22 protein-coding genes are annotated in these 21,998 nt (G+C 41.6%); 9 read left to right on the forward strand and 13 right to left on the reverse strand.

The window, feature by feature from the left end:
* The first annotated feature begins 188 nt into the window (after positions 1-188).
* The 3 genes from mqo (at position 189) to WH214_RS15490 (ending at position 3,713) form a co-directional block, all read left to right on the forward strand.
* Entirely contained in the window at positions 189-1,823 is a 1,635-nt protein-coding gene (gene mqo / locus WH214_RS15480; RefSeq protein ID WP_339993715.1) for a malate dehydrogenase (quinone), read from the forward strand.
* Positions 1,824-1,896: 73 nt separating this feature from the next.
* Positions 1,897-3,171 carry an MFS transporter gene (locus tag WH214_RS15485; RefSeq protein WP_339422553.1) on the forward strand — a complete coding sequence of 425 codons (1,275 nt, stop codon included), beginning with the start codon at positions 1,897-1,899 and terminating at the stop codon, positions 3,169-3,171.
* 56 nt (positions 3,172-3,227) lie between these two features.
* Positions 3,228-3,713, forward strand: a complete 486-nt coding sequence (locus WH214_RS15490) for a hypothetical protein (RefSeq protein WP_339422552.1) — start codon at positions 3,228-3,230, stop codon at positions 3,711-3,713.
* Positions 3,714-3,794: 81 nt separating this feature from the next.
* On the opposite strand, the gene rodA is transcribed toward WH214_RS15490, so the two are convergent.
* The 6 genes from rodA to WH214_RS15520 form a co-directional block, all read right to left on the reverse strand.
* Positions 3,795-4,931 (reverse strand): rod shape-determining protein RodA, encoded by a 1,137-nt coding sequence (gene rodA / locus WH214_RS15495; RefSeq protein ID WP_005401056.1) that lies wholly within the window; start codon positions 4,929-4,931, stop codon positions 3,795-3,797.
* Positions 4,932-5,044: 113 nt separating this feature from the next.
* Entirely contained in the window at positions 5,045-5,764 is a 720-nt protein-coding gene (gene ispD / locus WH214_RS15500; protein WP_339422551.1) for a 2-C-methyl-D-erythritol 4-phosphate cytidylyltransferase, read from the reverse strand.
* Complete coding sequence (locus tag WH214_RS15505) at positions 5,724-6,125, reverse strand: septum formation initiator family protein (RefSeq protein WP_078388790.1); 402 nt, start codon at positions 6,123-6,125, stop codon at positions 5,724-5,726. Before WH214_RS15505 ends, ispD begins: the two co-directional genes overlap by 41 nt.
* Positions 6,126-6,132: 7 nt before the next feature.
* Complete coding sequence (gene eno, locus WH214_RS15510; protein ID WP_004696631.1) at positions 6,133-7,422, reverse strand: phosphopyruvate hydratase; 1,290 nt, start codon at positions 7,420-7,422, stop codon at positions 6,133-6,135.
* A gap of 60 nt (positions 7,423-7,482) precedes the next feature.
* A complete protein-coding gene (kdsA, locus tag WH214_RS15515) occupies positions 7,483-8,340 on the reverse strand; it encodes a 3-deoxy-8-phosphooctulonate synthase (RefSeq protein ID WP_005401052.1) in 858 nt (285 codons plus the stop codon).
* A 31-nt stretch (positions 8,341-8,371) separates the two neighbouring features.
* Positions 8,372-10,012: a CTP synthase gene (locus WH214_RS15520; protein ID WP_004696627.1), complete on the reverse strand. Its 1,641-nt coding sequence runs from the start codon at positions 10,010-10,012 to the stop codon at positions 8,372-8,374.
* 226 nt (positions 10,013-10,238) lie between these two features.
* Here WH214_RS15520 and WH214_RS15525 point away from each other — a divergent pair, with 226 nt between their 5' ends.
* Positions 10,239-10,640: a hypothetical protein gene (locus WH214_RS15525; RefSeq protein ID WP_004696625.1), complete on the forward strand. Its 402-nt coding sequence runs from the start codon at positions 10,239-10,241 to the stop codon at positions 10,638-10,640.
* A gap of 60 nt (positions 10,641-10,700) precedes the next feature.
* Here the strand turns inward: WH214_RS15525 and WH214_RS15530 are convergent, their stop codons facing one another.
* Complete coding sequence (locus WH214_RS15530; protein ID WP_339422550.1) at positions 10,701-11,591, reverse strand: LysR family transcriptional regulator; 891 nt, start codon at positions 11,589-11,591, stop codon at positions 10,701-10,703.
* 110 nt (positions 11,592-11,701) lie between these two features.
* On the opposite strand from WH214_RS15530, the gene dkgB reads away from it, so the two are divergent.
* Both dkgB and WH214_RS15540 read left to right on the forward strand, forming a co-directional pair.
* On the forward strand, positions 11,702-12,508 hold the full coding sequence (gene dkgB / locus WH214_RS15535; protein ID WP_339422549.1) for a 2,5-didehydrogluconate reductase DkgB: 807 nt from the start codon (positions 11,702-11,704) through the stop codon (positions 12,506-12,508).
* Between the two features lie 8 nt (positions 12,509-12,516).
* Complete coding sequence (locus WH214_RS15540; RefSeq protein WP_339422548.1) at positions 12,517-13,686, forward strand: MFS transporter; 1,170 nt, start codon at positions 12,517-12,519, stop codon at positions 13,684-13,686.
* Positions 13,687-13,745: 59 nt separating this feature from the next.
* On the opposite strand, the gene WH214_RS15545 is transcribed toward WH214_RS15540, so the two are convergent.
* The 3 genes from WH214_RS15545 to WH214_RS15555 form a co-directional block, all read right to left on the reverse strand.
* The gene (locus WH214_RS15545) at positions 13,746-14,843 is read right to left on the reverse strand and encodes a YheT family hydrolase (RefSeq protein WP_339422547.1); all 1,098 of its coding nucleotides are present in this window, start codon (positions 14,841-14,843) and stop codon (positions 13,746-13,748) included.
* An 80-nt stretch (positions 14,844-14,923) separates the two neighbouring features.
* A complete protein-coding gene (locus WH214_RS15550) occupies positions 14,924-15,337 on the reverse strand; it encodes a nuclear transport factor 2 family protein (protein ID WP_339993720.1) in 414 nt (137 codons plus the stop codon).
* Between the two features lie 191 nt (positions 15,338-15,528).
* Positions 15,529-17,553: an NADPH-dependent 2,4-dienoyl-CoA reductase gene (locus WH214_RS15555; protein WP_339422546.1), complete on the reverse strand. Its 2,025-nt coding sequence runs from the start codon at positions 17,551-17,553 to the stop codon at positions 15,529-15,531.
* Positions 17,554-17,722: 169 nt separating this feature from the next.
* Between WH214_RS15555 and WH214_RS15560 the strand changes: the two genes are divergently transcribed.
* Entirely contained in the window at positions 17,723-18,262 is a 540-nt protein-coding gene (locus WH214_RS15560; RefSeq protein WP_010326972.1) for a PadR family transcriptional regulator, read from the forward strand.
* A 22-nt stretch (positions 18,263-18,284) separates the two neighbouring features.
* The gene (locus tag WH214_RS15565) at positions 18,285-19,196 is read left to right on the forward strand and encodes an alpha/beta fold hydrolase (protein WP_339422545.1); all 912 of its coding nucleotides are present in this window, start codon (positions 18,285-18,287) and stop codon (positions 19,194-19,196) included.
* A 157-nt stretch (positions 19,197-19,353) separates the two neighbouring features.
* Here the strand turns inward: WH214_RS15565 and WH214_RS15570 are convergent, their stop codons facing one another.
* The 3 genes from WH214_RS15570 to WH214_RS15580 are packed head-to-tail and all read right to left on the reverse strand — an operon-like array spanning position 19,354 to position 21,369.
* Positions 19,354-20,133, reverse strand: coding sequence for a glutathione S-transferase N-terminal domain-containing protein (locus tag WH214_RS15570; protein WP_004696607.1), 780 nt, complete (start codon positions 20,131-20,133; stop codon positions 19,354-19,356).
* Positions 20,134-20,182: 49 nt separating this feature from the next.
* A complete protein-coding gene (gene rraA, locus WH214_RS15575) occupies positions 20,183-20,695 on the reverse strand; it encodes a ribonuclease E activity regulator RraA (protein WP_339422544.1) in 513 nt (170 codons plus the stop codon).
* An 8-nt stretch (positions 20,696-20,703) separates the two neighbouring features.
* Positions 20,704-21,369, reverse strand: coding sequence for a nucleoside-diphosphate sugar epimerase (locus WH214_RS15580; RefSeq protein ID WP_339422543.1), 666 nt, complete (start codon positions 21,367-21,369; stop codon positions 20,704-20,706).
* A 213-nt stretch (positions 21,370-21,582) separates the two neighbouring features.
* Here WH214_RS15580 and rpsT point away from each other — a divergent pair, with 213 nt between their 5' ends.
* Positions 21,583-21,849: a 30S ribosomal protein S20 gene (gene rpsT / locus WH214_RS15585; protein ID WP_004696602.1), complete on the forward strand. Its 267-nt coding sequence runs from the start codon at positions 21,583-21,585 to the stop codon at positions 21,847-21,849.
* Positions 21,850-21,998 lie beyond the last annotated feature (149 nt).

A 21,998-nucleotide genomic window follows, 5' to 3' on the forward strand; every position in this document is an offset into this window, starting at 1 on the left:
TCTAAAATATTCATAAATCAGGACTGTGTGATAGGCTCAAAAATTATATTTTTTGTGCGCTTTTCAGCTTTTAAGTATTACTTCAACTATACCAAGCTGATCATTTACAAGCAGCTCTATCATTCTTCTTATTTTTATTCTATTCGCTATAAAGCGATCCAAAACCTGCTCCCCAAGGTAATAATCGCATGAACAAATTTTTAAAATACCTTTTGGTATTGATCGTACTGCTTATTATTGCAGTCGTAATTTTATTATTTAGACCCGTCACGTCTAAAAAAATTCAAACCACCAGCAATGAGCCTGTTGTTGACGCAGTCTTAGTCGGCGGTGGGATCATGAGTGCGACTTTAGGCACATATCTAAGCGAGCTTGAGCCAAACTGGCAAATTCGCATGTATGAACGCCTAGACAATGTTGCACAAGAAAGCTCAAACGGCTTCAACAATGCTGGTACAGGCCACTCTGGCTTTATGGAAATGAACTATACCTCTGAAAAAGATGGAAAAATGGACATTTCTAAAGCGGTGAACGTTGCGGAACAATTTGAAGTTGCAAAACAGTTCTGGTCTTATCAGGTGAAAGAAGGCGTTTTAGGTCAACCAAATAGCTTTATCAATCCTGTGCCGCACATTGCCTTCGTTTGGGGCGATAACGTAAATTTCCTAGAAAAACGTTATGCTGCAATGGTTAAAAACCCAATGTTCTATGGCATGAAATTCTCTGAGAATCCTGCTGAAATTAAACAATGGGCACCATTGGTAATGAATGGCCGTGATGCTGCACAGAAAGTAGCTGCAACACGCATGGATGTAGGTTCGGATGTAAACTATGGCTCGATCACCACTCAATTGGTTGATCACCTTAAAAAACAATCTAACTTCAAACTACAAACATCAACTGAAGTGACTGGCATTAGCCAAAACGATGATAAAACGTGGACTGTTGCATTTAAAAACCTCACTACAGGTAAAACAGATCACGTCAAAACGCGCTTTGTCTTCATTGGTGCAGGCGGTGCAGCGGTTAAACTTTTACAAATGACAGGCTTACCAGAAGCGAAGCAATATGCTGGCTTCCCTGTAGGTGGCGTGTTCTTAATGACCGACAACCCGAAAGTCACTGAAGGTCATACTGCAAAAGTTTATGGTCGTGCTGAATTAGGCGCACCTCCAATGTCTGTTCCACATATTGATACCCGTTATATCGACGGTAAAAAATATGTATTGTTTGGCCCATTTGCGACTTATTCAAACAAGTTTTTAAAACAAGGTTCTCAGCTTGATTTATTGAAATCAACCACGAAGAACAACGTTTTACCAATGACTGCTGTGGGTATGGAAAATCTTGATTTGGTGAAATACTTAGTTAGCCAAGTCATGATGACCGATGCCGACCGTTTTAATGAATTGAAAAAATACTACCCTGATGCAAAACCAGAAGACTGGCGCATGAATCAAGGTGGTCAACGTGTTCAAATCATTAAGAAAGAACCAGGAAAACCTGCAAGCTTACAATTTGGTACCGAGATTTTTGCGTCACAAGACGGTGCTGTGACTGCCCTATTAGGTGCTTCACCAGGTGCTTCGACCTCTCCTTATATTATGTTGAGCTTGCTTGAAAAAGCATTCCCACAACAAGTAGAAGGTAAATGGAATCCGAAATTACATGAAATTGTAAAATCGTACCAACAAGAACTCAGCACCAATCCTGTTCTTCTTGATCAAGTTCGCCAATACACCAGTACAACCTTGGGTTTGAAATATACACCTATGGCTAAGGCTGCAAATGACGAAACTGTTGCGGTAGCAAAAGCACAGTAATTTGCTTTAAACCCTAAAAAGGATGGACTTTGCGCCATCCTTTTTTTAATTCATATTTGAAACCATTCTGTTTATGTCGCTTTTCCATTCCGACGCTTTTTTGGCTTTTCGTTCACGTGATTTTTCACTTCTGAGTATCAATCAGTTGTGCTTAATTCTAGCCATCATGATTCAAGAAGTCGTCATTGCCTACAGCGTCTACCAACTCACTCAAAATCCACTCAGCCTTGGCATGATTGCATTAATTGAGTTACTTCCCTTTATTTGCCTCTCCCTGATTAGTGGCGACTGGGCTGACCGCTATAACCGACAAAAAATTGTGCAGTGGAGTTTTAGCTGTAGCACTTTAATTCCATTATTATTTATTGTTCTTTTTTCTCAGTACCAACAACAGCACATTCAACAAAATACACTTTTATGCGGCATTTATAGCCTCATTTTTTGCTTAGGCATACTTAGAGGTATTTACAGCCCATCTTTTAATTCATTACGCCCTTTTCTAACCCCAAAGTCAGCCTATAGCAATGCAGCCACATGGACTGCCCTCATTTGGCAAATGGGCGGCATTTTAGCGCCCTTATGCGCAGGACTTTTACTCGGCCAACTTGGGCTTGAAAAAACCCTCTTGATTGTTTTTTTCTTGTGTTGCGTGGGTAGCATCTGCTTATTCGGATTAAGCACTCGTGACTTCCCTAGCACGCATAAACAACATTTAAGCAAAAGCTTAAAAGAGGCCTATTTGTTTATCTTTAAACATCCACTGATGTTTTGGAGTATGTTGCTGGATCTCAGCGCTATGCTTTTTTGTAGTGTCATTATCTTACTGCCTATTTTTGCACACGATATCCTTCATCTAGGCGTTGAAGGCTTAGGTATACTCAGAGCGGCCCCAGCCATTGGCGCCTGTATCATGATGTTGATGTTGACCTGTTATTCTCCAATGCAAAATGCATGGAGAAACATGCTCTATAGTAGTTTTGCAATTGCTTTGTGTACTTTAGCTTTCGCACTATCCTCCCATGTTTGGCTCTCAGTCATCCTCCTTGTTTTGATTGGCGTCTTTGATAGTATCAGCATGGTCATTCGACAAACTTTATTACAGCAACTCCCCCCAAAAGTACTATTAGGACGTGTAGCCGCTTTAAATGGCATCTTAGTCACTTCAGGCAATCAACTCGGTGCCCTACACACCAGCCTAATGACGCGCTATTTTTCGGTAGTGCCAGCAGTACTTATTGGCGGGACGCTGTGTTTAATAATCTGCGGTCTAAGTTCTACTCGTACGCGACATTTATTCAAGCCATCTCCAACACTAAAAAAACATGCCACAGTGGCAAAAAATGAATAGCATGTTAAGCTTCAAATTCTCTTTTAATACGATGTGAGTTTTCAATAGAGCAAATTATGAAACAGATTCTCCCCTTTTCACACATTCTCTATACCAAACTCTATTCTTTCGTACTATCCGTGTTGTTGGCTTATTGCCTATTCAATGCAATCTATGGTGTGATTATTGGTGGAAAAAGCGCATACCTTTTCAGTAGTCTAATTTTAATATTTCAAACCATTAATGTTTTTAAAGCATCGGTAAATAAAAAGATCTATACCTATATGGGATTGATTGGACTCATTTTAAGTCTGGTTTATTTCAATCATTGGAGGTTTCTTTCTCAGCCTGAGAGTATTGCCATTCTTCCCTCAGTCATACTCACCTTACTTAGCTTAGGCTATTTTTCACAGCAACATTCGCGTTTAAACCGATTGAAGGCAGCTTTAATTTTTGGGTTTTTAGTACTAGCTTATACGCAACACCATGACTTAAACACTCTGCAAAACTATTATGACAGCCTGCATACAGGCGAAACATGGCAACAATATGGTGCTTTATAAAGATCAAAAAAACGTTAGAGTTTTTCTCTTATTTTAAACACAAAAAAGCCAGCAATACCGCTGGCTTGATTCTTTTAAACTTTAGCGATGAGTATGAATCGACATCACAATGCCCATGCTCGCCAGCATGGTAATCACCGCGGTTCCACCATAACTCATCAGTGGCAATGGATCACCTGTTACAGGTAAAATCCCACTTACCATCCCCGAGTTTAACAACACAAAGAAGAAGAATGTTAAGCCCACAGCACCCGCGTATAAACGCCCAAAATTATGGAAGCTGTTCATACCAATAATCAAACAACGAATGATAATGGCCGCAAACAAACTAAACAGCAAGAACACCCCAATAAAGCCAAACTCTTCCGCATACGTCGACATAATGAAGTCGGTATGGTGCTCAGGCAAATACCCTAAATGTGACTGCGTGCCTTCCGTGAAACCCTTCCCCATTAAACCACCTGAACCAATGGCAATTTTGGATTGGATAATATTCCAACCGGCACCCAATGCATCCGACTCTGGGTCAAATAAAGTGAGTACTCGCTTTTTTTGGTACTCTTGCAAAAAGAACATCCAAAGTAAGGGAGCGACAACAGCCAATGCTCCACAGGCCAAAGCAATGAGCCGCCAAGAGATACCGCTGAGGAAAATGACGCACACACCAGGAATCAAGAGACCTAGGTTTAAGTCGGGCTGTAAAGCTGCCAATAAAAACGGCAACATCATGATACCCAACGAAATCACAATATGCATAAACTTAGGCGGGAATGCGCGGCCTGCAAAGTACCACGCCATCATCAAAGGCATGGCAAACTTCATAAACTCAGAAGGCTGCATGCTACCAATACCGGGTAGACTAATCCAACGTCTGGCTCCCATGCGGGTTTCGCCCACCACCAAGACCAATACCATTAAAATCACAGCGAAGATGAAAAAATAAGGACTAATGGCCTGATAGACTTTGGGTGGGATTTGCGCACAGATCATCATCACAATGAAGCCCACAGCAAAGCTCGTGGCTTGGCGAAATACCATGCCCATATCTTGTGCTGACGCACTATAAATAACCAACAATCCCAACACGGCATTTAAAATCAGAAAGCATAAAAGCCATGGATCTAAATGTAATTTAGCCCATCGAGATGAGTCATGTTTAATGCTTCTACCGTCACGTAAAGACTGACGTAAAAAACGATACTGCTGTGATGGTATCATTTGCGTAAATTGAATGAGCTAAAGACAGGGCAAATTATAAGTTCAAAGTGTTTTAGATAACATCATTCAAACCCATATTTCTGTAGTTTTAGCCCAATAAATCCAAATAATTCTTATTGTGCCGCCAAAATCAGGCGTGCAAGCTCAAGGTCATCTGGATAGGTAATTTTAATATTATCGGAGCGCCCTTGTACGACTTGAACCTTTTCACCAACAAACTCTAAAGCACTGGCTTCATCAGTAATTAAGGCTTGTGCCTCTAGCGCATGTTCAATTGCTTTTTTTAGTATCCCCAGTTTAGCAATCTGTGGGGTTTGTGCCTGCCAAAGCTGTGAACGATCAACGGTTTCTTGAATATCTTGCGCTGAGGCTACACGCTTTAAAGTATCTCTAACAGGAATAGCTAAAATCGCCCCTGTATTGGACTGAATAGCAGTATCAACCAGTCTCACCAAACAATCCTGCGTGACACATGGACGAGCTGCATCATGGACAAAGACCCAGTCGTCAGCATCAGCGATTGTGGAAAGATAATTGAGCGCATTGAGCACTGAGTCTACACGCTCAGCACCACCTTCACAAAAATGTGCTCTTTCCATGTTGCTAAAAGGCAAACTTTGAGCGACATCATCATCTGAACCAATCGCCAAAACATAGCCCTGCAATGGCAATTGATTAAGACGTGAAACCGTATGTTCAAGTACGGTCTTTTGTCCAATCATTTGATATTGTTTTAGTTCAGTTTGAGAAAAGCGACTACCCGAGCCAGCAGCAGGAATAATAGCCCACAATTTATGGGGTAGCTGGAGGGGTTTCAGGCTCATCGTCTTCATTGGTTCGCAAATCAATTTGGGCGTTAGGATTAATATAAACAGGCTTATATTGAGTACTGATAGTACTCATTTGAATAAACGTTTCTCGGGGTTTGATTAAACCCAAATCTAGACGCGCATGCTCTTCAATGGCTTCAATACCATTTTTCAAATCATACACTTCTGCCGCCAAGACACGATTACGTTCTTTTAAGTCGTTATTAATTTCAGTTTGTTGTTGGATTTTTTGTGTGAGTTGTAAATGGTCTTGATAACCACCCTCACCAAACCAGTATAAATACTGAAACCCTGCGATCAAAATGATCGCAAGGCCTAGTAGTACTTTACTCATCAACGAGTCGAATACATTGAACATTGACATCAGTCGCTTAGTTTAAACCTTTAAACTCAGCTTTACCGCGGTAAGCAGCATTTGTCAATTCTTCAATACGAAGCAATTGGTTGTATTTCGCCACGCGGTCAGAACGGCAAAGTGAACCTGTCTTGATTTGACCAGCAGCAGTACCTACCGCAAGATCTGCAATCGTAGAATCTTCAGTTTCGCCAGAACGGTGTGAAATCACTGTAGAGTAACCATTTTCTTTCGCAAGATAGATTGCATCTAGAGTTTCAGTCAACGTACCAATTTGGTTGTATTTGATTAAGATCGAATTACCGACTTTCTCATTAATACCACGTTGAAGGATTTTCGGATTTGTAACGAACAAGTCATCACCCACCAACTGGATTTTGTCGCCAAGGATAGATGTCAAGTAAGACCAACCTTCCCAATCTGACTCATCTAAACCATCTTCAATTGAGATAATTGGATATTGGTTGACAAGGCCCGCTAAATAGTCAGAGAACTGGTTGCTTGTGAATGCTTTATTACCTTCACCAGCAAGGATGTATTGACCATTTTTGTAGAATTCTGAAGATGCACAGTCAAGCGCAAGCATAATATCAGAACCCGCTTTGTAGCCAGTTTGACCAATCGCTTCAAGAATAACCGTGATTGCTTCTTCGTTTGAACGTAAGTTCGGCGCAAAACCACCTTCATCACCTACAGCAGTATTTAAACCTTTTTTGTTTAAAACTGATTTTAGAGAATGGAAGATTTCAGCGCCTGCACGTAATGCTTCAGAGAATGACGTGAAGCCTACAGGCTCGATCATGAACTCTTGAATATCCACATTGTTGTCTGCATGCGAACCACCATTGATGATGTTCATCATTGGTACAGGCATAGTTAAAATAGTTTGACCACGTAAGTCTGCAATGTATTGGAAAAGAGGAATTTTCTTTTCATCAGCAGCAGCACGTGCAGCAGCTAGTGATACCGCTAAAGTTGCATTCGCACCCAATTTTTCTTTGTTTTCAGTACCATCAAGTTCGATCATCGTGTTATCGATGTCTTTTTGTTCAAATACTGATTTGCCCACTAAAGCATCACGGATAATCGTGTTTACGTTGTTAACCGCAGTTTTAACACCTTTACCCAAATAGCGTGCTTTGTCACCATCACGAAGTTCTAAAGCTTCACGAGAACCAGTTGAAGCACCAGATGGTGCACATGCACGGCCAACTACGCCAGATGCTAAGATTACGTCTGCTTCGATGGTTGGGTTACCACGAGAGTCCAAAATTTCACGTGCACGGATGTCAACGATTTGGCTCATGAACAATTCCTCAGTTGATTAATAACGAGATGCTTTAGATGGCATCAATGAGTTTATAATTTAGTGTGTATCTAGCTTTTTGAAACCTTTAACCAAGGTGTCCAATTCTTTGAGCTGTGCCAAGAAAGGCTCAAGTTGAGACATACGCAATGCGCATGGTCCATCACACTTGGCTTTTTCTGGGTCTGGATGCGCTTCTAAGAATAGACCTGCTAGACCTGTTGCCATACCCGCGCGAGCAAGTGTCGTGATTTGCGCACGGCGACCGCCCGCAGAATCCGCACGACCACCCGGAGTTTGAAGCGCATGGGTCACATCAAAGAACACAGGGACATTCATTTCTTTCATGATGTCAAAGCCCAACATGTCCACAACAAGGTTGTTGTAACCAAATGCCGAACCACGTTCACAAATAATGAGCTTGTCATTCCCTGCCTCTAAACACTTATGCAAAATATGGCGCATTTCATGTGGTGCAAGGAATTGTGCTTTTTTGATGTTAATGATGGCATCAGTTTTTGCCATCGCTTCAACCAAATCAGTCTGACGACTTAGAAAAGCAGGAAGTTGAATAATATCCGCAACTTCCGCTACAGGTGCAGCTTGGTAAGGCTCATGTACATCAGTAATGATGGGTACATTAAAATGTTTTTTAATGTCAGCTAACCACTCAATCCCTTTTTCTAGGCCTGGCCCTCGAAACGAGTTCAAGCTTGAACGGTTGGCTTTATCAAAACTGGCTTTAAATACGTAAGGAATCTCCAAACGCTTGCAGATATCGACATAGGTCTCTGCAATTTCAAAAGCCAAATCTTTAGACTCAAGTACGTTCATGCCGCCGAATAGTACAAATGGCAAGTGGTTTGCCATTTGTATATCGCCTAAACGTACAATTTCTTGTGGTTTTAATTGTGACATTTAAACTTCCTAGTTTATTGCTTAACCCAAATTACTTCGCTTTTTTGTACTGTGCTTTTGCAGCATCAATAAAACTAGCAAATAATGGGTGTCCATCACGTGGTGAACTTGTAAATTCCGGGTGGAATTGTACAGCAATAAACCAAGGATGTTGAGGAATTTCAACTGTTTCTACTAAGTGCTGTACAGGTGAATAGCCCGAAATTTTCATACCAGCTTCTTCAAGCGCTGGAATGAAACGGTTATTCATCTCATAGCGGTGACGGTGACGTTCAATAATATCTGCTGAACCATACACTTCACGTGTTTTAGTCCCTTCAACCAATTCTGATTTTTGAGCACCCAAACGCATCGTACCACCAAGATCAGAGTCAACATTACGCTGTTGAACTTCACCACGTTCATCTAACCATTCAGTGATTAGACCAATCAATGGAGACTTCGTCGAACGGTTGAATTCAGTCGAACTCGCGTCACTAATACCCACGACATTACGTGCATATTCGATCACAGCCAACTGCATACCTAAACAGATACCCAAGAATGGAACACCGTTTTCACGTGCGAATTTAATCGCTTGCATTTTCCCTTCAGTACCACGTTCACCAAAACCGCCAGGTACCAAGATTGCATCCATATCTTTCAATACTTCATTGACATCTTGGCTTTCAAGTTCTTCAGCATTGACATAATCAATTTGAACTTTAACGCGATTCTGAATGCCCGCATGTAAAAGCGCTTCATTCACAGACTTATACGCATCTGGAAGTTCAACATACTTACCAACCATTGCAACACGAACCGTGTATTCAGGGTTTAGCAGTGCTTCTACAACATTGTCCCAATCTGTTAAATCAGCTTCAGGTAAGTCATTGAAACCAAAACGCTCACAGATCAAGTCGTCAACATTTTGTTCATAGAACGTACGCGGAATTTGGTAAATGCTGCGTGCATCTTTACACACCACAACTGCACGTGCTTCAACGTTTGTGAACAAGGCAATTTTACGGGTCGTGTCTGCATCAACATCATATTCAGTACGACAAATTAAAATGTCTGGCTGAATACCAATCGACAACAATTCTTTTACCGAGTGCTGAGTTGGTTTAGTTTTCAACTCTGCCGCAGATTTGATATATGGAAGCAAAGTTAAGTGCATAAGCATAGTGCGCTTATGACCTAGTTCAACCATAAGTTGACGTACAGATTCCATGAATGGGAGAGATTCGATGTCACCTACTGTACCGCCAATTTCAACAATCGCAACGTCATAACCTTCGCCTGCGCGAAGTACACGTTCTTTGATGTTGTCTGTAATATGTGGAATAACTTGAACAGTTCCACCAAGGTAGTCACCACGGCGTTCTTTATTTAAAACGTCTTGGTATACGCGACCAGAAGTAAAGTTATTTAACTTGGTCATTTTCGCACGACGCAAGAAACGTTCGTAATAACCCAAGTCTAAATCGGTTTCTGCACCATCCTCTGTGACAAAAACTTCACCATGTTGGAACGGGCTCATAGTCCCTGGATCGACATTAATGTATGGATCCATTTTTACCATGGTTACTTTTAATCCACGGGCTTCTAAAAGCGCAGCAACTGAAGCAGCTGAAATACCTTTACCTAGTGATGAAACTACACCACCAGTCACGAAAATAAAATGGGTCATTGGGTTTCTCGTACAATCGAGCCTAATTCGGCCTGCAATGTTGCGCAATTTTACTTTACCTTGTACCAATAAAGCAAAGTCAATCCGCATCAATTCATAGAACAATAAACAATTGGATATTCTATCAGCATTTGGCAGATAAAATTAAGCTAAGTTCATAGGATTTTCATCTTGCATTTTGCTGTTATAATGGCGCGATCCTTCAAACACTCGATTTTATGTAATTATGAATAAAAAACTTTTAATTTGTGGTGCCATTGCAGCAGGCTTACTATTAACAGCATGTGTAAAGAAAGAAGCGCCTAAAGAAGATGAACAAGAACAAGTTGAAGTCGTTACTACAGAGCAACAACAAACTGTTGAACTTCAACCTTTAGCAGCGTCTGAGCCTGAGATTCCAGCGCAAGTTGAAGTGATTCGCGAAGAAACGCCGAATACCACCACCGAAATCCGTCGTGAAACGCCAGCACCTGCTCCAGCAGCTCAGCCTGCACCGAAAGCAGAAGCACCAAAAGCTGAAGAAAAACCAACGCAAGCACGTCCAAGTAATACAAACCCAAATACGCAAACTGAAGACGATGCGGTTGCAGCAGCCATTGCAGCAGCGACACCAGCTTTAGAAAACTAATCATCGCTATTTAGATGATTAAAAAAACCCGATTGATATCGGGTTTTTTTTATTGCTGGTTTATAAGTAGGCTTTTAATTTTTCAGCAAGAAAGTCAATAAACAAGCGAATACGCTTTGGCACATAGTTTTGCTGATAATAAACTGCATGTATTTTCTGTTCATGTATTTTTATTTCATTTTCAAACAAAGCTACAAAACGCCCTTCCTGAATATCTTTTTCAACCATAAAACGTGACAAACACGCAATCCCTGCCCCTTGCAATGCCAACTGACGAACCGTTTCTCCATTTGAGCATTTAATTTTGGCCTGAATGGTTAAAGGTTCATCCTCCAACTGAATAGGCCACGTATTTAAATGTGCAGGCTGACTAAAACCAAGCAAAGTATGTGAGCTTAATTCTGCTGCATTTTTAGGTAGACCATGTTTTTGCACATAAACAGGACTAGCCACAATATATAACCGACTTTTACAAAGCAGCTTGGCATGTAAGCTGGAATCCGCTAACTCACCAAACCGAATCGCGACATCGGTTTTATGTTCAAGTAAGTCTATAACCTGATCGTGATTGGTAATTTCTATATCAATTTTTGGGTAGCGCTGCATAAACTCTTCAATCAGCGGCACTATCACATGCAGCACAAAAGGCGTTGCTGAATCAATCCGAATTAAACCAGATGCCTCAGCATCATTATTTTGCAGACTTTCTTCAGCTTCGGTCAAATCGAGTAAAATCTTACGCGCCTTTGCCAAAAACTGCTGTCCTTCATAGGTCAACTTGAGCTTCCGTGTCGTTCGCTCCAGCAAAGTCACATTCAACTTCAACTCTAAACGTTGCAAGGCACGGCTGACACCCGATGTGGTTTGATCCAACTGCTGCGCAGCTTTGACGATAGAGCCACTATCAACAATGCTCACAAAAGCCGTTAATTCTTCTATGGTTGATTTCATGTGTAATTATTGATTAATAGTCAATAATATTTTGCAAATTACCCAGTTTTTAAGCAAGTCTTTTTTCTACAAAATAACCTCATTCCATGAAACAAGTTATCGAGTAAAAAATGAATATCGTTCCTCAATTCGGCCTAGGTACTTTCCGTTTAACAGGTGACACTGTCATTCAGTCTGTGAAAACTGCACTAGAAGTCGGTTATCGCGCGGTCGATACTGCACAAATCTATGGTAATGAAGCTGAAGTTGGTCAAGCCATTGAACTCAGTGGTATCAATCGTCAAGATCTTTTTCTCACCACAAAAATTTGGACGGAAAATTATTCAGCAGAAAAATTGATTCCAAGCTTAAAAGAAAGTTTGCATAAACTAAAAACCGATGCAGTGAATCTAACCTTGATCCACTGGCCTGCCCCAAGTACAGGTGTAAACATCACAGAACTCATGCAGAACTTACTGGAGGCTAAACAACAAGGTTTGACCGAACACATTGGTATTTCTAACTTCAATATTGAGCTGACTCAACAGGCGATTGAGAGTATTGGGCTGGAAAACATCGCAACCAACCAAATTGAACTCAGTCCCTATCTACAAAACCATAAGTTAGTTAATTTCCTCCAAGCTCAAAACATTGATGTCACTTCATATATGACACTGGCTTACGGTAAGGTTTTGAATGATCCTGTTTTAATGCACATCGCGCAGCAGCATCAGATATCGACCGCACAAATTAGTTTGGCTTGGGCATTACAACGTGGTTTTGCAGTCATACCGTCTTCAACCAAACGTGAACACTTGATGTCCAACTTAAAGGCGCAAGAGATTCAACTGTCGACTGAAGAAATGATGGCAATTACGCAATTAGACCGCAATCAACGTGAAGTTAATCCTGAAGGATTAGCACCGATTTGGGATTGAGCATCGCTATGAAAATTAATTTTCCACTTTTGGCGCTTGCGGTGGGTGCTTTTGCCATTGGAACCACCGAGTTTTCACCCATGGGCTTTTTGCCTGAAATTGCCAATGATTTGTCCGTTTCAATTCCACAAGCCGGACTGCTGATTAGTGCCTATGCAGTAGGCGTCATGATTGGAGCTCCGCTCATGACCTTATGGCTGGCACGCTTTCCTAAGAAAACAGCTTTAATCCTATTGATGGCTATTTTCACGATTGGGAATGTGTTGGCAACCGTTGCACCTGATTATATGAGTCTCATGGGTGCGCGTTTAATTACCAGTTTAAACCATGGTGCATTCTTTGGCTTAGGTTCGGTGGTGGCAGCCAGCGTAGTGCCTAAAGACAAACAAGCCAGTGCAGTCGCCATGATGTTTATGGGCCTCACGATTGCCAATATTGGCGGTGTGCCACTTGCAACATGGCTCAGTCAAAATACCAGTTGGCGCATGGCCTTTGCTGCGATTTCAATCTTAGGCATCATAACCATGTTGGCACTATGGAAAGCGCTCCCGCAAGATCACGATGTGGTTAAACCGAATGTGGCAAAAGAATTGCGCGTTTTAACACGTGCACCTGTCGTCCTTGCCTTACTAACCACGGTTATGAGCGCAGGTGCAATGTTTGCCCTATATACTTACATTGCTCCGAGCCTACACGTATTTATGCAGGCATCACCGCAAACCATTACCTTGATGTTGGTGTTAATCGGGATTGGCTTCTCCATTGGTAACCATTTTGGCGGAAAATTTGCCGATCTATCCCTAGAGAAAACCCTGATAGGCTTCCTTGTACTTTTAATGGTGATGATGCTTGTTTTCCCAGTATTAGCGCAAACAACCGTTGGTGCGGCAATTGGCTTAGTGATTTGGGGTGCGGCAGCATTTGCAGTAGTACCGCCACTGCAAATGCGCGTCATGTCAGTCGCAGCAGATGCGCCTGGTCTCGCCTCTTCAGTTAACATTGGTGCCTTTAACTTAGGTAATGCCTTAGGTGCCTTTGCTGGTGCAACCGTATTAAGTATGCAACTTAGCTATGCAGCGGTTTCATATGCAGGTGCCGCACTCAGCTTTATGGCCTTGATCTTGGTGTTACTGCAGATGAAATTTGGTCTCAGCAAGAAAGCCTGTGAAGCCGTTTAAGCCTTTACACTGCTGAACCAATCAAAAAAAGACCTACACTGCTGTAGGTCTTTTTTTGTTTAGTGTTTTTGTTGTTCCAGTTTCAAAAAATCCGCAATCAGCTTGGTCGCCCAAGACTCTGTATTGAGTGCCCCTTCATAGAAGCCACAATGGCTGCCTTTTTTGGTGGTCACAACGGCAATATTCGGCATTTGACGGATCATGTCTTTATACGGTTCAAAATTTTTAATGTGACAGACAGGATCATCCTCTGCATTTAAAATCAGCAATGGAATGGTGACATTTTCAAATACATAGATTGGGTTTGTGGCTTGGTTATAACTATCATAGTCCACATAACCCGCCATTTCATAATAACTCGACTCAAACTCAGCCAAGGTTTTGGTCATTAAGACTTGCGACACAGACGCTGTTTCTTGCCACGTTTGCTGGTAGGGAAAAATAAATTTCTTAAACAGTTTCTTGGTCATGACTTTACTATAAAAGGGATGCACATTTACAAAACCCAACTCCGTGTTATAACCCGGACACAGCGCAAAAGCCGCCTTAAAAGGTGTTTGACTCCCTTCTTCGCCTAAGTAACGCACCAAAAGCCCCGTTCCTGCAGAAGAGCCTACCGCATACAACATTGAACTTGGAAATGTGCTTTGAATAAAGGCAATTTGTTCACGTAAATCATCGGTTGAACCAAAAAGATTCATTTTGGGTACAGGCATTGGAAGGTCTGCATGTCCACGGCGTAAGCATAGGGCAACACGCCAACCCGTATAGCGATTTAAGTCACGCACCACCTCACGCATACTTTCAGGAGAGCCTGTAATCGTATGCATAACCACAACCGTTGGCGTCGCTTCAGGCAAATCATAACCAAACCACATAATGCCAGTGACCCCACCGTCTTGCATCTCTAACTGATCAAAATGATCATATTCCAATTGAATCTGACGCTTGCGAATCACATCAAAATACAAAAGATGAGCATGCGTGTTGGATAACCACGGCGTTGGTCGGTACTTTTCTTGAAGCTGTGTAAGCGCCCCAACAGTCTCTTGAATTTGCCCTTGTGGGTTAATATAGAGCTTCGGTTGTTCCGCACCAGTCACTCGATCCCACGCCGTTTGGCTTAATTGGTTTAGCAAACTGAACACAGCATTCATATCAGTACCTTCTTTTTCCTATCTTTCTTGGTGATGCATCAATTTTCGTGCCTAACTATAAATAACAAGTCACACGTTTATCATCCAGCTTGAGGTGCAAAAGCTGCCATTCGCTGTCCCATTTGTACAGCCAAGGCTTCTAGCCCCGATTTAGGACGGATCATCACTTCAAAATCTACAATTTGACCTTGCTCATTAAAACGAATCATGTCAATCCCTTTGAGTTTCTTTTCGCCGACATTGGCAGAAAACTCAAGGACGACACTTAAACCATCTTCTTTAAAAAATTCACGGTGGTACGTAAAATTTTCAAAAACCTGAATCACATTAATTAAAATAAAAAAAACCACTTGCTTACCCGGATAAGGATTAAATGCCACAGGTGAACGGAACACGACATCTTCTGCTAAAAGCTCATTTAAGATGCTCATATCACGAGTCGTGACCATATCATGCCAGCGTACCAATGCTTGTTTTGTTGTTGCTAAACTCATTCTTATGTCCTTATGAAAGTGAATCCACTCAAATCTGCAATAAAGGCACCTTCTCTTACACCACATACGTTTCATGGAAAAGGCAACACGAGGGAAAAGATAATATTTTAGAAAATATCTCTCCCAAACCCTCTCCGTATAGGAGAGGGAGCTTTATTACAAATTTTAAGCGGATAAATGATTGTTATCGATTAAATGGTCGCAGCCAGTTCAGCGCCTTGACGAATCGCACGCTTCGCATCCAACTCACCTGCTTCTTTCGCACCACCAATCAAATGCACATTTTTACCATCGGCTTTTAACTGATCATACATTGCAGTATAAGACTCTTGTCCTGCACAGATAATCACGTGATCAACCTCTAAAACCGTTGGCTGATCATTCACTGTAATGTGGAGACCTTGATCATCAATTTTGTCGTAGCTTGCACCTGCAATCATTTTTACATCGCGATGTTTTAGCCCTGTACGGTGAATCCAACCCGTGGTTTTACCTAAGCTTGCACCGACTGCCTTCGCTTTACGCTGTAGAAGGTAAATTTCACGATCCGACTGCTCCAAGACTGGCTGTTTTAAGCCACCGACATGTGCATAGCTGGTGTCGATGCCCCACTCATCATAGAATTTTTGTGGGTTTAAACTACCGCTTTCACCTTCATGGCTTAAGTATTCTGCTGTATCGAAACCAATACCGCCCGCACCAATAATCGCGACTTTTTTACCGACAGGCTTACGCTCACGTAGAACTTCGATATAGCTCAACACTTTCGGGTGATCAATCCCTTCTATAGTCAACTCACGTGGAGTAACACCTGTTGCAACCACGATGTCATCATAGTTTTCTGCACTCAGTTCCTCATAAGTTGCGGTATGATTCAGCACCAATTTGATATTCGGTTGTAATTCAATTTTACGTTTGAAATAACGCAGTGTTTCGTAAAACTCTTCTTTACCGGGAATAGTCTTCGCAATATTAAACTGACCACCAATCTGACTGGCTGCATCAAAAACAGTCACTTGATGCCCACGGTCAGCGGCATAAGTCGCAAAACTCAAACCTGCAGGCCCAGCACCAATCACTGCAATATTTTTCTTAGCCGCACTTTCTTTAAAGATCAGTTCAGTTTCATAACATGCACGCGGGTTGACTAAACACGTCGCAATTTGCATGGAAAAAATTTGATCTAAACAGGCTTGGTTACAACCAATACAAGTATTGATTTCATCGCTACGACCTTGTTCTGCTTTGAGTACAAACTCAGCGTCTGCAAGCATTGGACGTGCCATCGACACCATATCCGCATCACCCTGAGCCAAAACATGTTCAGCCATTTCTGGTGTATTAATACGGTTAGATGTCACCAAAGGAATCTGAACCGAACCTTTTAGCTTCTTGGTCACCCATGTAAATGCCGCACGTGGCACTTTGGTTGCAATCGTTGGAATACGTGCTTCATGCCAACCAATACCTGTGTTGATAATGGTTGCACCCGCCTTTTCAATTTCTTTGGCAAGCTGAATCACTTCTTCTAAAGTCGAACCACCTTCAACCAAATCCAACATTGAAAGACGGTAAATAATAATAAAGTTTTCACCAACTTCCGCACGAGTGCGTTTTACGATTTCAATCGGGAAACGAATACGGGTTTCATAGCTTCCGCCCCATTCATCATCACGATGGTTGGTACGTGCCGCGATGAACTCATTAATTAAGTAGCCTTCTGAACCCATGATTTCAACACCATCATAGCCAGCAACTTGTGACAATTTTGCACAATTCACAAAGTCCGCAATAGTCTGATTCACTTCAGCAGAAGTAAGAGCATGTGGTTTTACAGGGTTAATCGGTGCTTGAATTGCAGAAGGTGCAACGTTTTCAGCCTGATAAGAATAACGACCAGTATGTAAAATCTGTAATGCAATTTTACCACCCGCATCATGTACGGCTTGTGTGATGACTTTATGCTTTTCCGCTTCTTCTAAAGTATCTAACTTAGAACCACCGTGAAAAGTCACACCATGATCATTCGGTGAAATACCCCCTGTTACGATTAGCCCTACACCGCCAGCGGCACGCTCTGCATAAAATGCCGCCATGCGATCATAACCACCTTCAACTTCTTCAAGTCCAACGTGCATAGATCCCATTAATACGCGGTTTTTTAATGTGGTAAAGCCTAAATCTAAAGGCGCAAGTAAATGCGGGTAATTAGACATGTGTACTCCTTGGCGTGCTTTCGCTGGCTGGTATTTTAAATACAAGGTTAGATCAAATTATTTAATGCAACAAGTTGCATAATGTTTATCTTTATAATCGAGATTTGTTTTTTATGCAACATGTTGCATAATGACTCTACGTCCATTTTAATTGCGAAATATTACCTAAATGTCATTAGCTCATGTTTTATTGACCAGTTTGATTGAAAAACCAAGCACAGGTATTGAGTTAGCGCGTCGTTTTGACCGTTCAATGGGCTTCTTTTGGAATGCGACACATCAACAGATATATAGAGAACTCAGCGCTATGCAGAGCAAAGGCTGGATTTCAACGATAGAAGATGATGGCGCAACCTCGCGTAAAAAAACCTATCAAGCAGAACAGCTTGGACGTACAGAACTTGCCGACTGGCTGGTAAAACAAAGCCCACCTGCCCAGCTCCGTGAAGAACTGATGGTGAGACTGCGTGTTGAAGCTCAGCTTGGCGGCAACACGGTTTTGCCTGAACTTGAACGACATCTCATCCTACACAAAGAAAAACTACAAATTTACCAAAGCATTTTTGCCAAAGACTTTGGTCATGCTGAAGAAAATGATCGTACCTTATATATTCATAGAATGATTTTACAACTTGGAATTAATTTAGAATGTGGTTGGATTGAGTGGCTAGAGACCATGATTCCAGCACTTAAAAACTTCGAAAAATAAAAAACCACGCAAAGGATTAATCATGCCACATTATTTAATGCCAGATGGCGAAAAACTCTATGTTCGAGAATTTGGACAAGGCACACCAGTACTGGTCTTATCTGGCTTAGGGATGCAAAGTTGGCAATGGCTACCTTTTTTATATCAACACCGTAAAAAGTACCGTTTTTACATTCCTGACTGGCGGGGTTTTGGTGGTTCAGCGCAGTGCAAAATTCCCACACTGGATGCGATTTCCAGCCACTGGCAAGATTTAAACTGCTTTCTAAAACAATATGCTGATACAGTATTCCATGTCATTGCCTATTCTATGGGCGCCACGACAGCCATGCATGGCATGCAATATGGTCGCTTTCAAAACCATATCCTCAGCTATTTACACATTGACCAAACACCCAAGATTAGCGTTGATGCAGACTGGCCACATGGTTTATTTGCTGAAAAGCATGCCGATTTCAAAGCCATCCTACAAAACATTGCAGACCTATTGGCTCAAAATGCGCAGTATCGTTTGGTTTCAGACTTAACAGCACCCATACGCACCGAACTGGTTAACCAATGGTTGGCTTTTATTCAACTACAAGCCACACCATCTCGAACTGCGGCTTTATTTCAAAAAACATTTCAACAGCCCCACTTACAAAAATTCATGCTCCCGATCCAGCGTTTAGACTATATGGCTTGGTACATTCAAAATTATCTTGACCATCAAGAAGACTATCGCAGTACGCTCAGTCAGATTGACCGACCAGCTACATTTTTTATTGGTGAAGAATCAAAACTTTATCCTGCTCAAGGACAAAAGCTGATTGCCTCAAGCGTACCGCATGCCAAAACGGTGATCTTTAAAAAATCTGGGCATACGCCTTTATTGAGTGAACCGCGCAAATTCTCCCAAGAAATTACACGTTTTCTCAACGCTACGGATGTTTAAATGTGTGTCGTATTATCAGCCAAATGATGAATATTTTTATAACAGCTGAAGATAAACATACTTAATCATTTCATTGTAATGACAAAAAATCAGATCAACCCGATAAAACATCAATGCTTAGGAATTAAAAAAGGCATCTCTAAGAGATGCCTTTTTCTTATGCTGCATAGGTCTGCTTGAGATAAGCAACAATATCTGCCGACTCAAACAAAGCTGTTTCAGTGTTCGGATCAACCAAATATGGCACTTGAATATCACGCCCCATCACCTGCATGACTTGCTCACGCTTTCCACCTGCCAAAGGTACATATTTGCCCGGCTTTAAACGCAGTACTGCTGGGCCTTGATCTTGCCAACGTTCTTTAGGCACATTATGAAACTTAAAAGGGAGCTCCAACTCGGTCAGCAAACCACGGACAATCCGAGTATAAGGACTGGCTTCAAAACCCCAAAGTTGTAACAGCTGTTCTGGCGCTACGCGATCTTTAATACTCTTGTTGATCCACACCCCACTCGCACCATTTACCAATGTCCCGACATAAGCAACATAAGGTGTTTTGGGATAATGTGCATACTTTTTCGGTGTTTTACCACTGCGACCATATTGTTCAAACAAGTAGTGAATAATATCTTCAGACTCGTATAGCTTTGTGTCTGTATTTTCATCGAGTAAAAAAGGAAATTGGGTTTTCCCACCCAACTGTTTCACCAAAGGACGATATTTAGTTCCACCCTTAGGACATGGATACACTTCATAATCCAAGTTCAACAAAGTCAGTACTTCACGCACACGACGACAATATGGTGAGCCTTCAAACTCATAGAGCTTTAAAGGTTGCTCAGGTTGTTTAGGATGCGGCGTTCCAGTTACACCACGCCCACCTTGCGCAAGCCCCGAAAAAAGAGCCTGAATCACTTTAATTTGATGCTTCACCATATTACACGTCCATATCTTTTGTTTATGTTGTTATGAGTCTGGTTGCTACTTATGCATCGACCAGTTTTTCTTTTGCAATGACAATACCGTTATTATCCGCATAGAGATAATGACCTGATTGAATGGTGACACCACCAAAATGCAGGCTGACATCAACTTCCCCTACACCTTTACGGTTACTTTTTTGTGGAATAGCAGCTAAAGCATGCACCCCTAAATCCAGTTCAGCAATGGCATCTACATCACGGACACAGCCATAAATCACCACACCATTCCAGTGATTTTTGACTGCTGACTCTGCAATCAAGTCTCCCATCAATGCACAGCGCATCGAAGCGCCACCATCCACAACCAATACTTTACCCGTACCATCTGTTGCTAACAGCTCTTTCACCCGAGAGTTATCTTCAAAGCATTTAACTGTCACCACCTGACCACCAAAGGTTTTACGCGCACCATAGCTATTAAAGAACTTACCATCCATCGATGGGCTGACCACTTGTAAATCAAGTTCAGGATGATCATCCAATAAATCGCATGTCACAAATGCTGTCGTCACCACAGTTCCCCTCATTTTGTCTTTTGTATGCGTAAATTATCATATATTTCAAATTTCTCGGTCTGCGTTTGGGCAGACTCGACCATAGTATGAGCCACTTGTTCTGCTGTCACTGGCTTATATTTAAAATGCTTTGGTATAAAATGCGATAGTTTGATATAAGCCTTTTGGAATATATCTTCCAACATGCGACCTTCATTACGCTGTCCGATAAGTAAGGACGGCTGCAAAATACTGACCTTATATAAATCGAGTCCGCGAATAGTCTCTTCAAGCTCACCTTTGACGCGATTATAGAAAATTTTTGAATTGGCTTGCGCACCCAAGGCACTAATCAACACATAATGCGTTTTGGTCAAAACAAACAATTCCGCAAAATGTGCATTCACCACATAGTCGATGGCATAAAACTGCTCTTTTGAGCCAGCTTTCTTTAAAGTCGTCCCCAAACAACTAAAAGCATGACTGTAGCCCTGAACATCCTCATGGTTGAGTAATAAAAAATCATCCAGCTCCAGTTGCTGAACTTTGTCATACTGATCGAGCTGCACATTATGCTTTCTGACCACAGCTAAAATTTTGATACAACTTGGCAGTTGTTGTAATTGTTGAACCAGATTTAAGCCCACCAAACCCGTTGCTCCAATTACAATGGCTTGTTCTATATTTTGTATCATTTTTATACAAACTCCCATGCAGATGGCTAATCTTACCTTTTCTTTAGAATTTTTATGTATCTTAAATATAGTCAAAGCATGTCAAGACTTGACTTCACTGCGTATATTAATCAAAATATGCCACTTGTTTACGGGCTGGTGATTGTTCTTCTGATGTGGTTTTCAGTTTGAATTTCAGCCCGCCCAGACCAATCTATTTCAAGGAGTGCACGAGTGGCAAACTCTGCTCAAGCTAAAAAACGTGCTCGTCAAAACGTTAAAGCACGCAAACACAACGCAAGCTTACGTTCTATGGTTCGTACTTACATCAAACGTACAGTAGCTGCTATCGCTGCTGGTGATTACGCAGTTGCTTCTGAAGCATACAAAACTGCTGTACCAGTAATCGACCGTATGGCTGATAAAGGCATCATCCATAAGAACAAAGCTGCTCGTCATAAGAGCCGTTTAAATGCACAAGTTAAAGCTTTAGCTAACTAATTTATGCATTAAAAAAAGCCCTTTTTAAAGGGCTTTTTTTGTATCTATTTTTTGAACTTTCTAACGCCTATACCTTTTCCAATACATCTGCTACCTAAAAATACAGCTTAAAACCCAAATAAAATCTAGCAAGTGCTCTCTAGCACCCA

Origin of the sequence: Acinetobacter sp. MYb191 (genome assembly GCF_037572605.1) — a bacterium.
Taxonomy (GTDB): domain Bacteria; phylum Pseudomonadota; class Gammaproteobacteria; order Pseudomonadales; family Moraxellaceae; genus Acinetobacter; species Acinetobacter johnsonii.

What these genes read in the sequence shown, in the direction of transcription:
- WH214_RS15485 (WP_339422553.1), top strand. Translation starts at nt 1,897, where the DNA reads ATGTCGCTTTTCCATTCCGACGCTTTTTTGGCTTTTCGTTCACGTGAT.
- WH214_RS15550 (WP_339993720.1), bottom strand. Translation starts at nt 15,337, where the DNA reads ATGAGTTTAGCAACAACAAAACAAGCATTGGTACGCTGGCATGATATG.
- dkgB (WP_339422549.1), top strand. Translation starts at nt 11,702, where the DNA reads ATGAATATCGTTCCTCAATTCGGCCTAGGTACTTTCCGTTTAACAGGT.
- WH214_RS15545 (WP_339422547.1), bottom strand. Translation starts at nt 14,843, where the DNA reads ATGAATGCTGTGTTCAGTTTGCTAAACCAATTAAGCCAAACGGCGTGG.
- WH214_RS15505 (WP_078388790.1), bottom strand. Translation starts at nt 6,125, where the DNA reads ATGTCAATGTTCAATGTATTCGACTCGTTGATGAGTAAAGTACTACTA.
- WH214_RS15560 (WP_010326972.1), top strand. Translation starts at nt 17,723, where the DNA reads ATGTCATTAGCTCATGTTTTATTGACCAGTTTGATTGAAAAACCAAGC.
- WH214_RS15490 (WP_339422552.1), top strand. Translation starts at nt 3,228, where the DNA reads ATGAAACAGATTCTCCCCTTTTCACACATTCTCTATACCAAACTCTAT.
- mqo (WP_339993715.1), top strand. Translation starts at nt 189, where the DNA reads ATGAACAAATTTTTAAAATACCTTTTGGTATTGATCGTACTGCTTATT.
- WH214_RS15520 (WP_004696627.1), bottom strand. Translation starts at nt 10,012, where the DNA reads ATGACCCATTTTATTTTCGTGACTGGTGGTGTAGTTTCATCACTAGGT.
- WH214_RS15580 (WP_339422543.1), bottom strand. Translation starts at nt 21,369, where the DNA reads ATGATACAAAATATAGAACAAGCCATTGTAATTGGAGCAACGGGTTTG.
- WH214_RS15540 (WP_339422548.1), top strand. Translation starts at nt 12,517, where the DNA reads ATGAAAATTAATTTTCCACTTTTGGCGCTTGCGGTGGGTGCTTTTGCC.
- rodA (WP_005401056.1), bottom strand. Translation starts at nt 4,931, where the DNA reads ATGATACCATCACAGCAGTATCGTTTTTTACGTCAGTCTTTACGTGAC.
- eno (WP_004696631.1), bottom strand. Translation starts at nt 7,422, where the DNA reads ATGAGCCAAATCGTTGACATCCGTGCACGTGAAATTTTGGACTCTCGT.
- WH214_RS15530 (WP_339422550.1), bottom strand. Translation starts at nt 11,591, where the DNA reads ATGAAATCAACCATAGAAGAATTAACGGCTTTTGTGAGCATTGTTGAT.
- WH214_RS15525 (WP_004696625.1), top strand. Translation starts at nt 10,239, where the DNA reads ATGAATAAAAAACTTTTAATTTGTGGTGCCATTGCAGCAGGCTTACTA.
- WH214_RS15570 (WP_004696607.1), bottom strand. Translation starts at nt 20,133, where the DNA reads ATGGTGAAGCATCAAATTAAAGTGATTCAGGCTCTTTTTTCGGGGCTT.
- kdsA (WP_005401052.1), bottom strand. Translation starts at nt 8,340, where the DNA reads ATGTCACAATTAAAACCACAAGAAATTGTACGTTTAGGCGATATACAA.
- WH214_RS15555 (WP_339422546.1), bottom strand. Translation starts at nt 17,553, where the DNA reads ATGTCTAATTACCCGCATTTACTTGCGCCTTTAGATTTAGGCTTTACC.
- ispD (WP_339422551.1), bottom strand. Translation starts at nt 5,764, where the DNA reads ATGAAGACGATGAGCCTGAAACCCCTCCAGCTACCCCATAAATTGTGG.
- WH214_RS15565 (WP_339422545.1), top strand. Translation starts at nt 18,285, where the DNA reads ATGCCACATTATTTAATGCCAGATGGCGAAAAACTCTATGTTCGAGAA.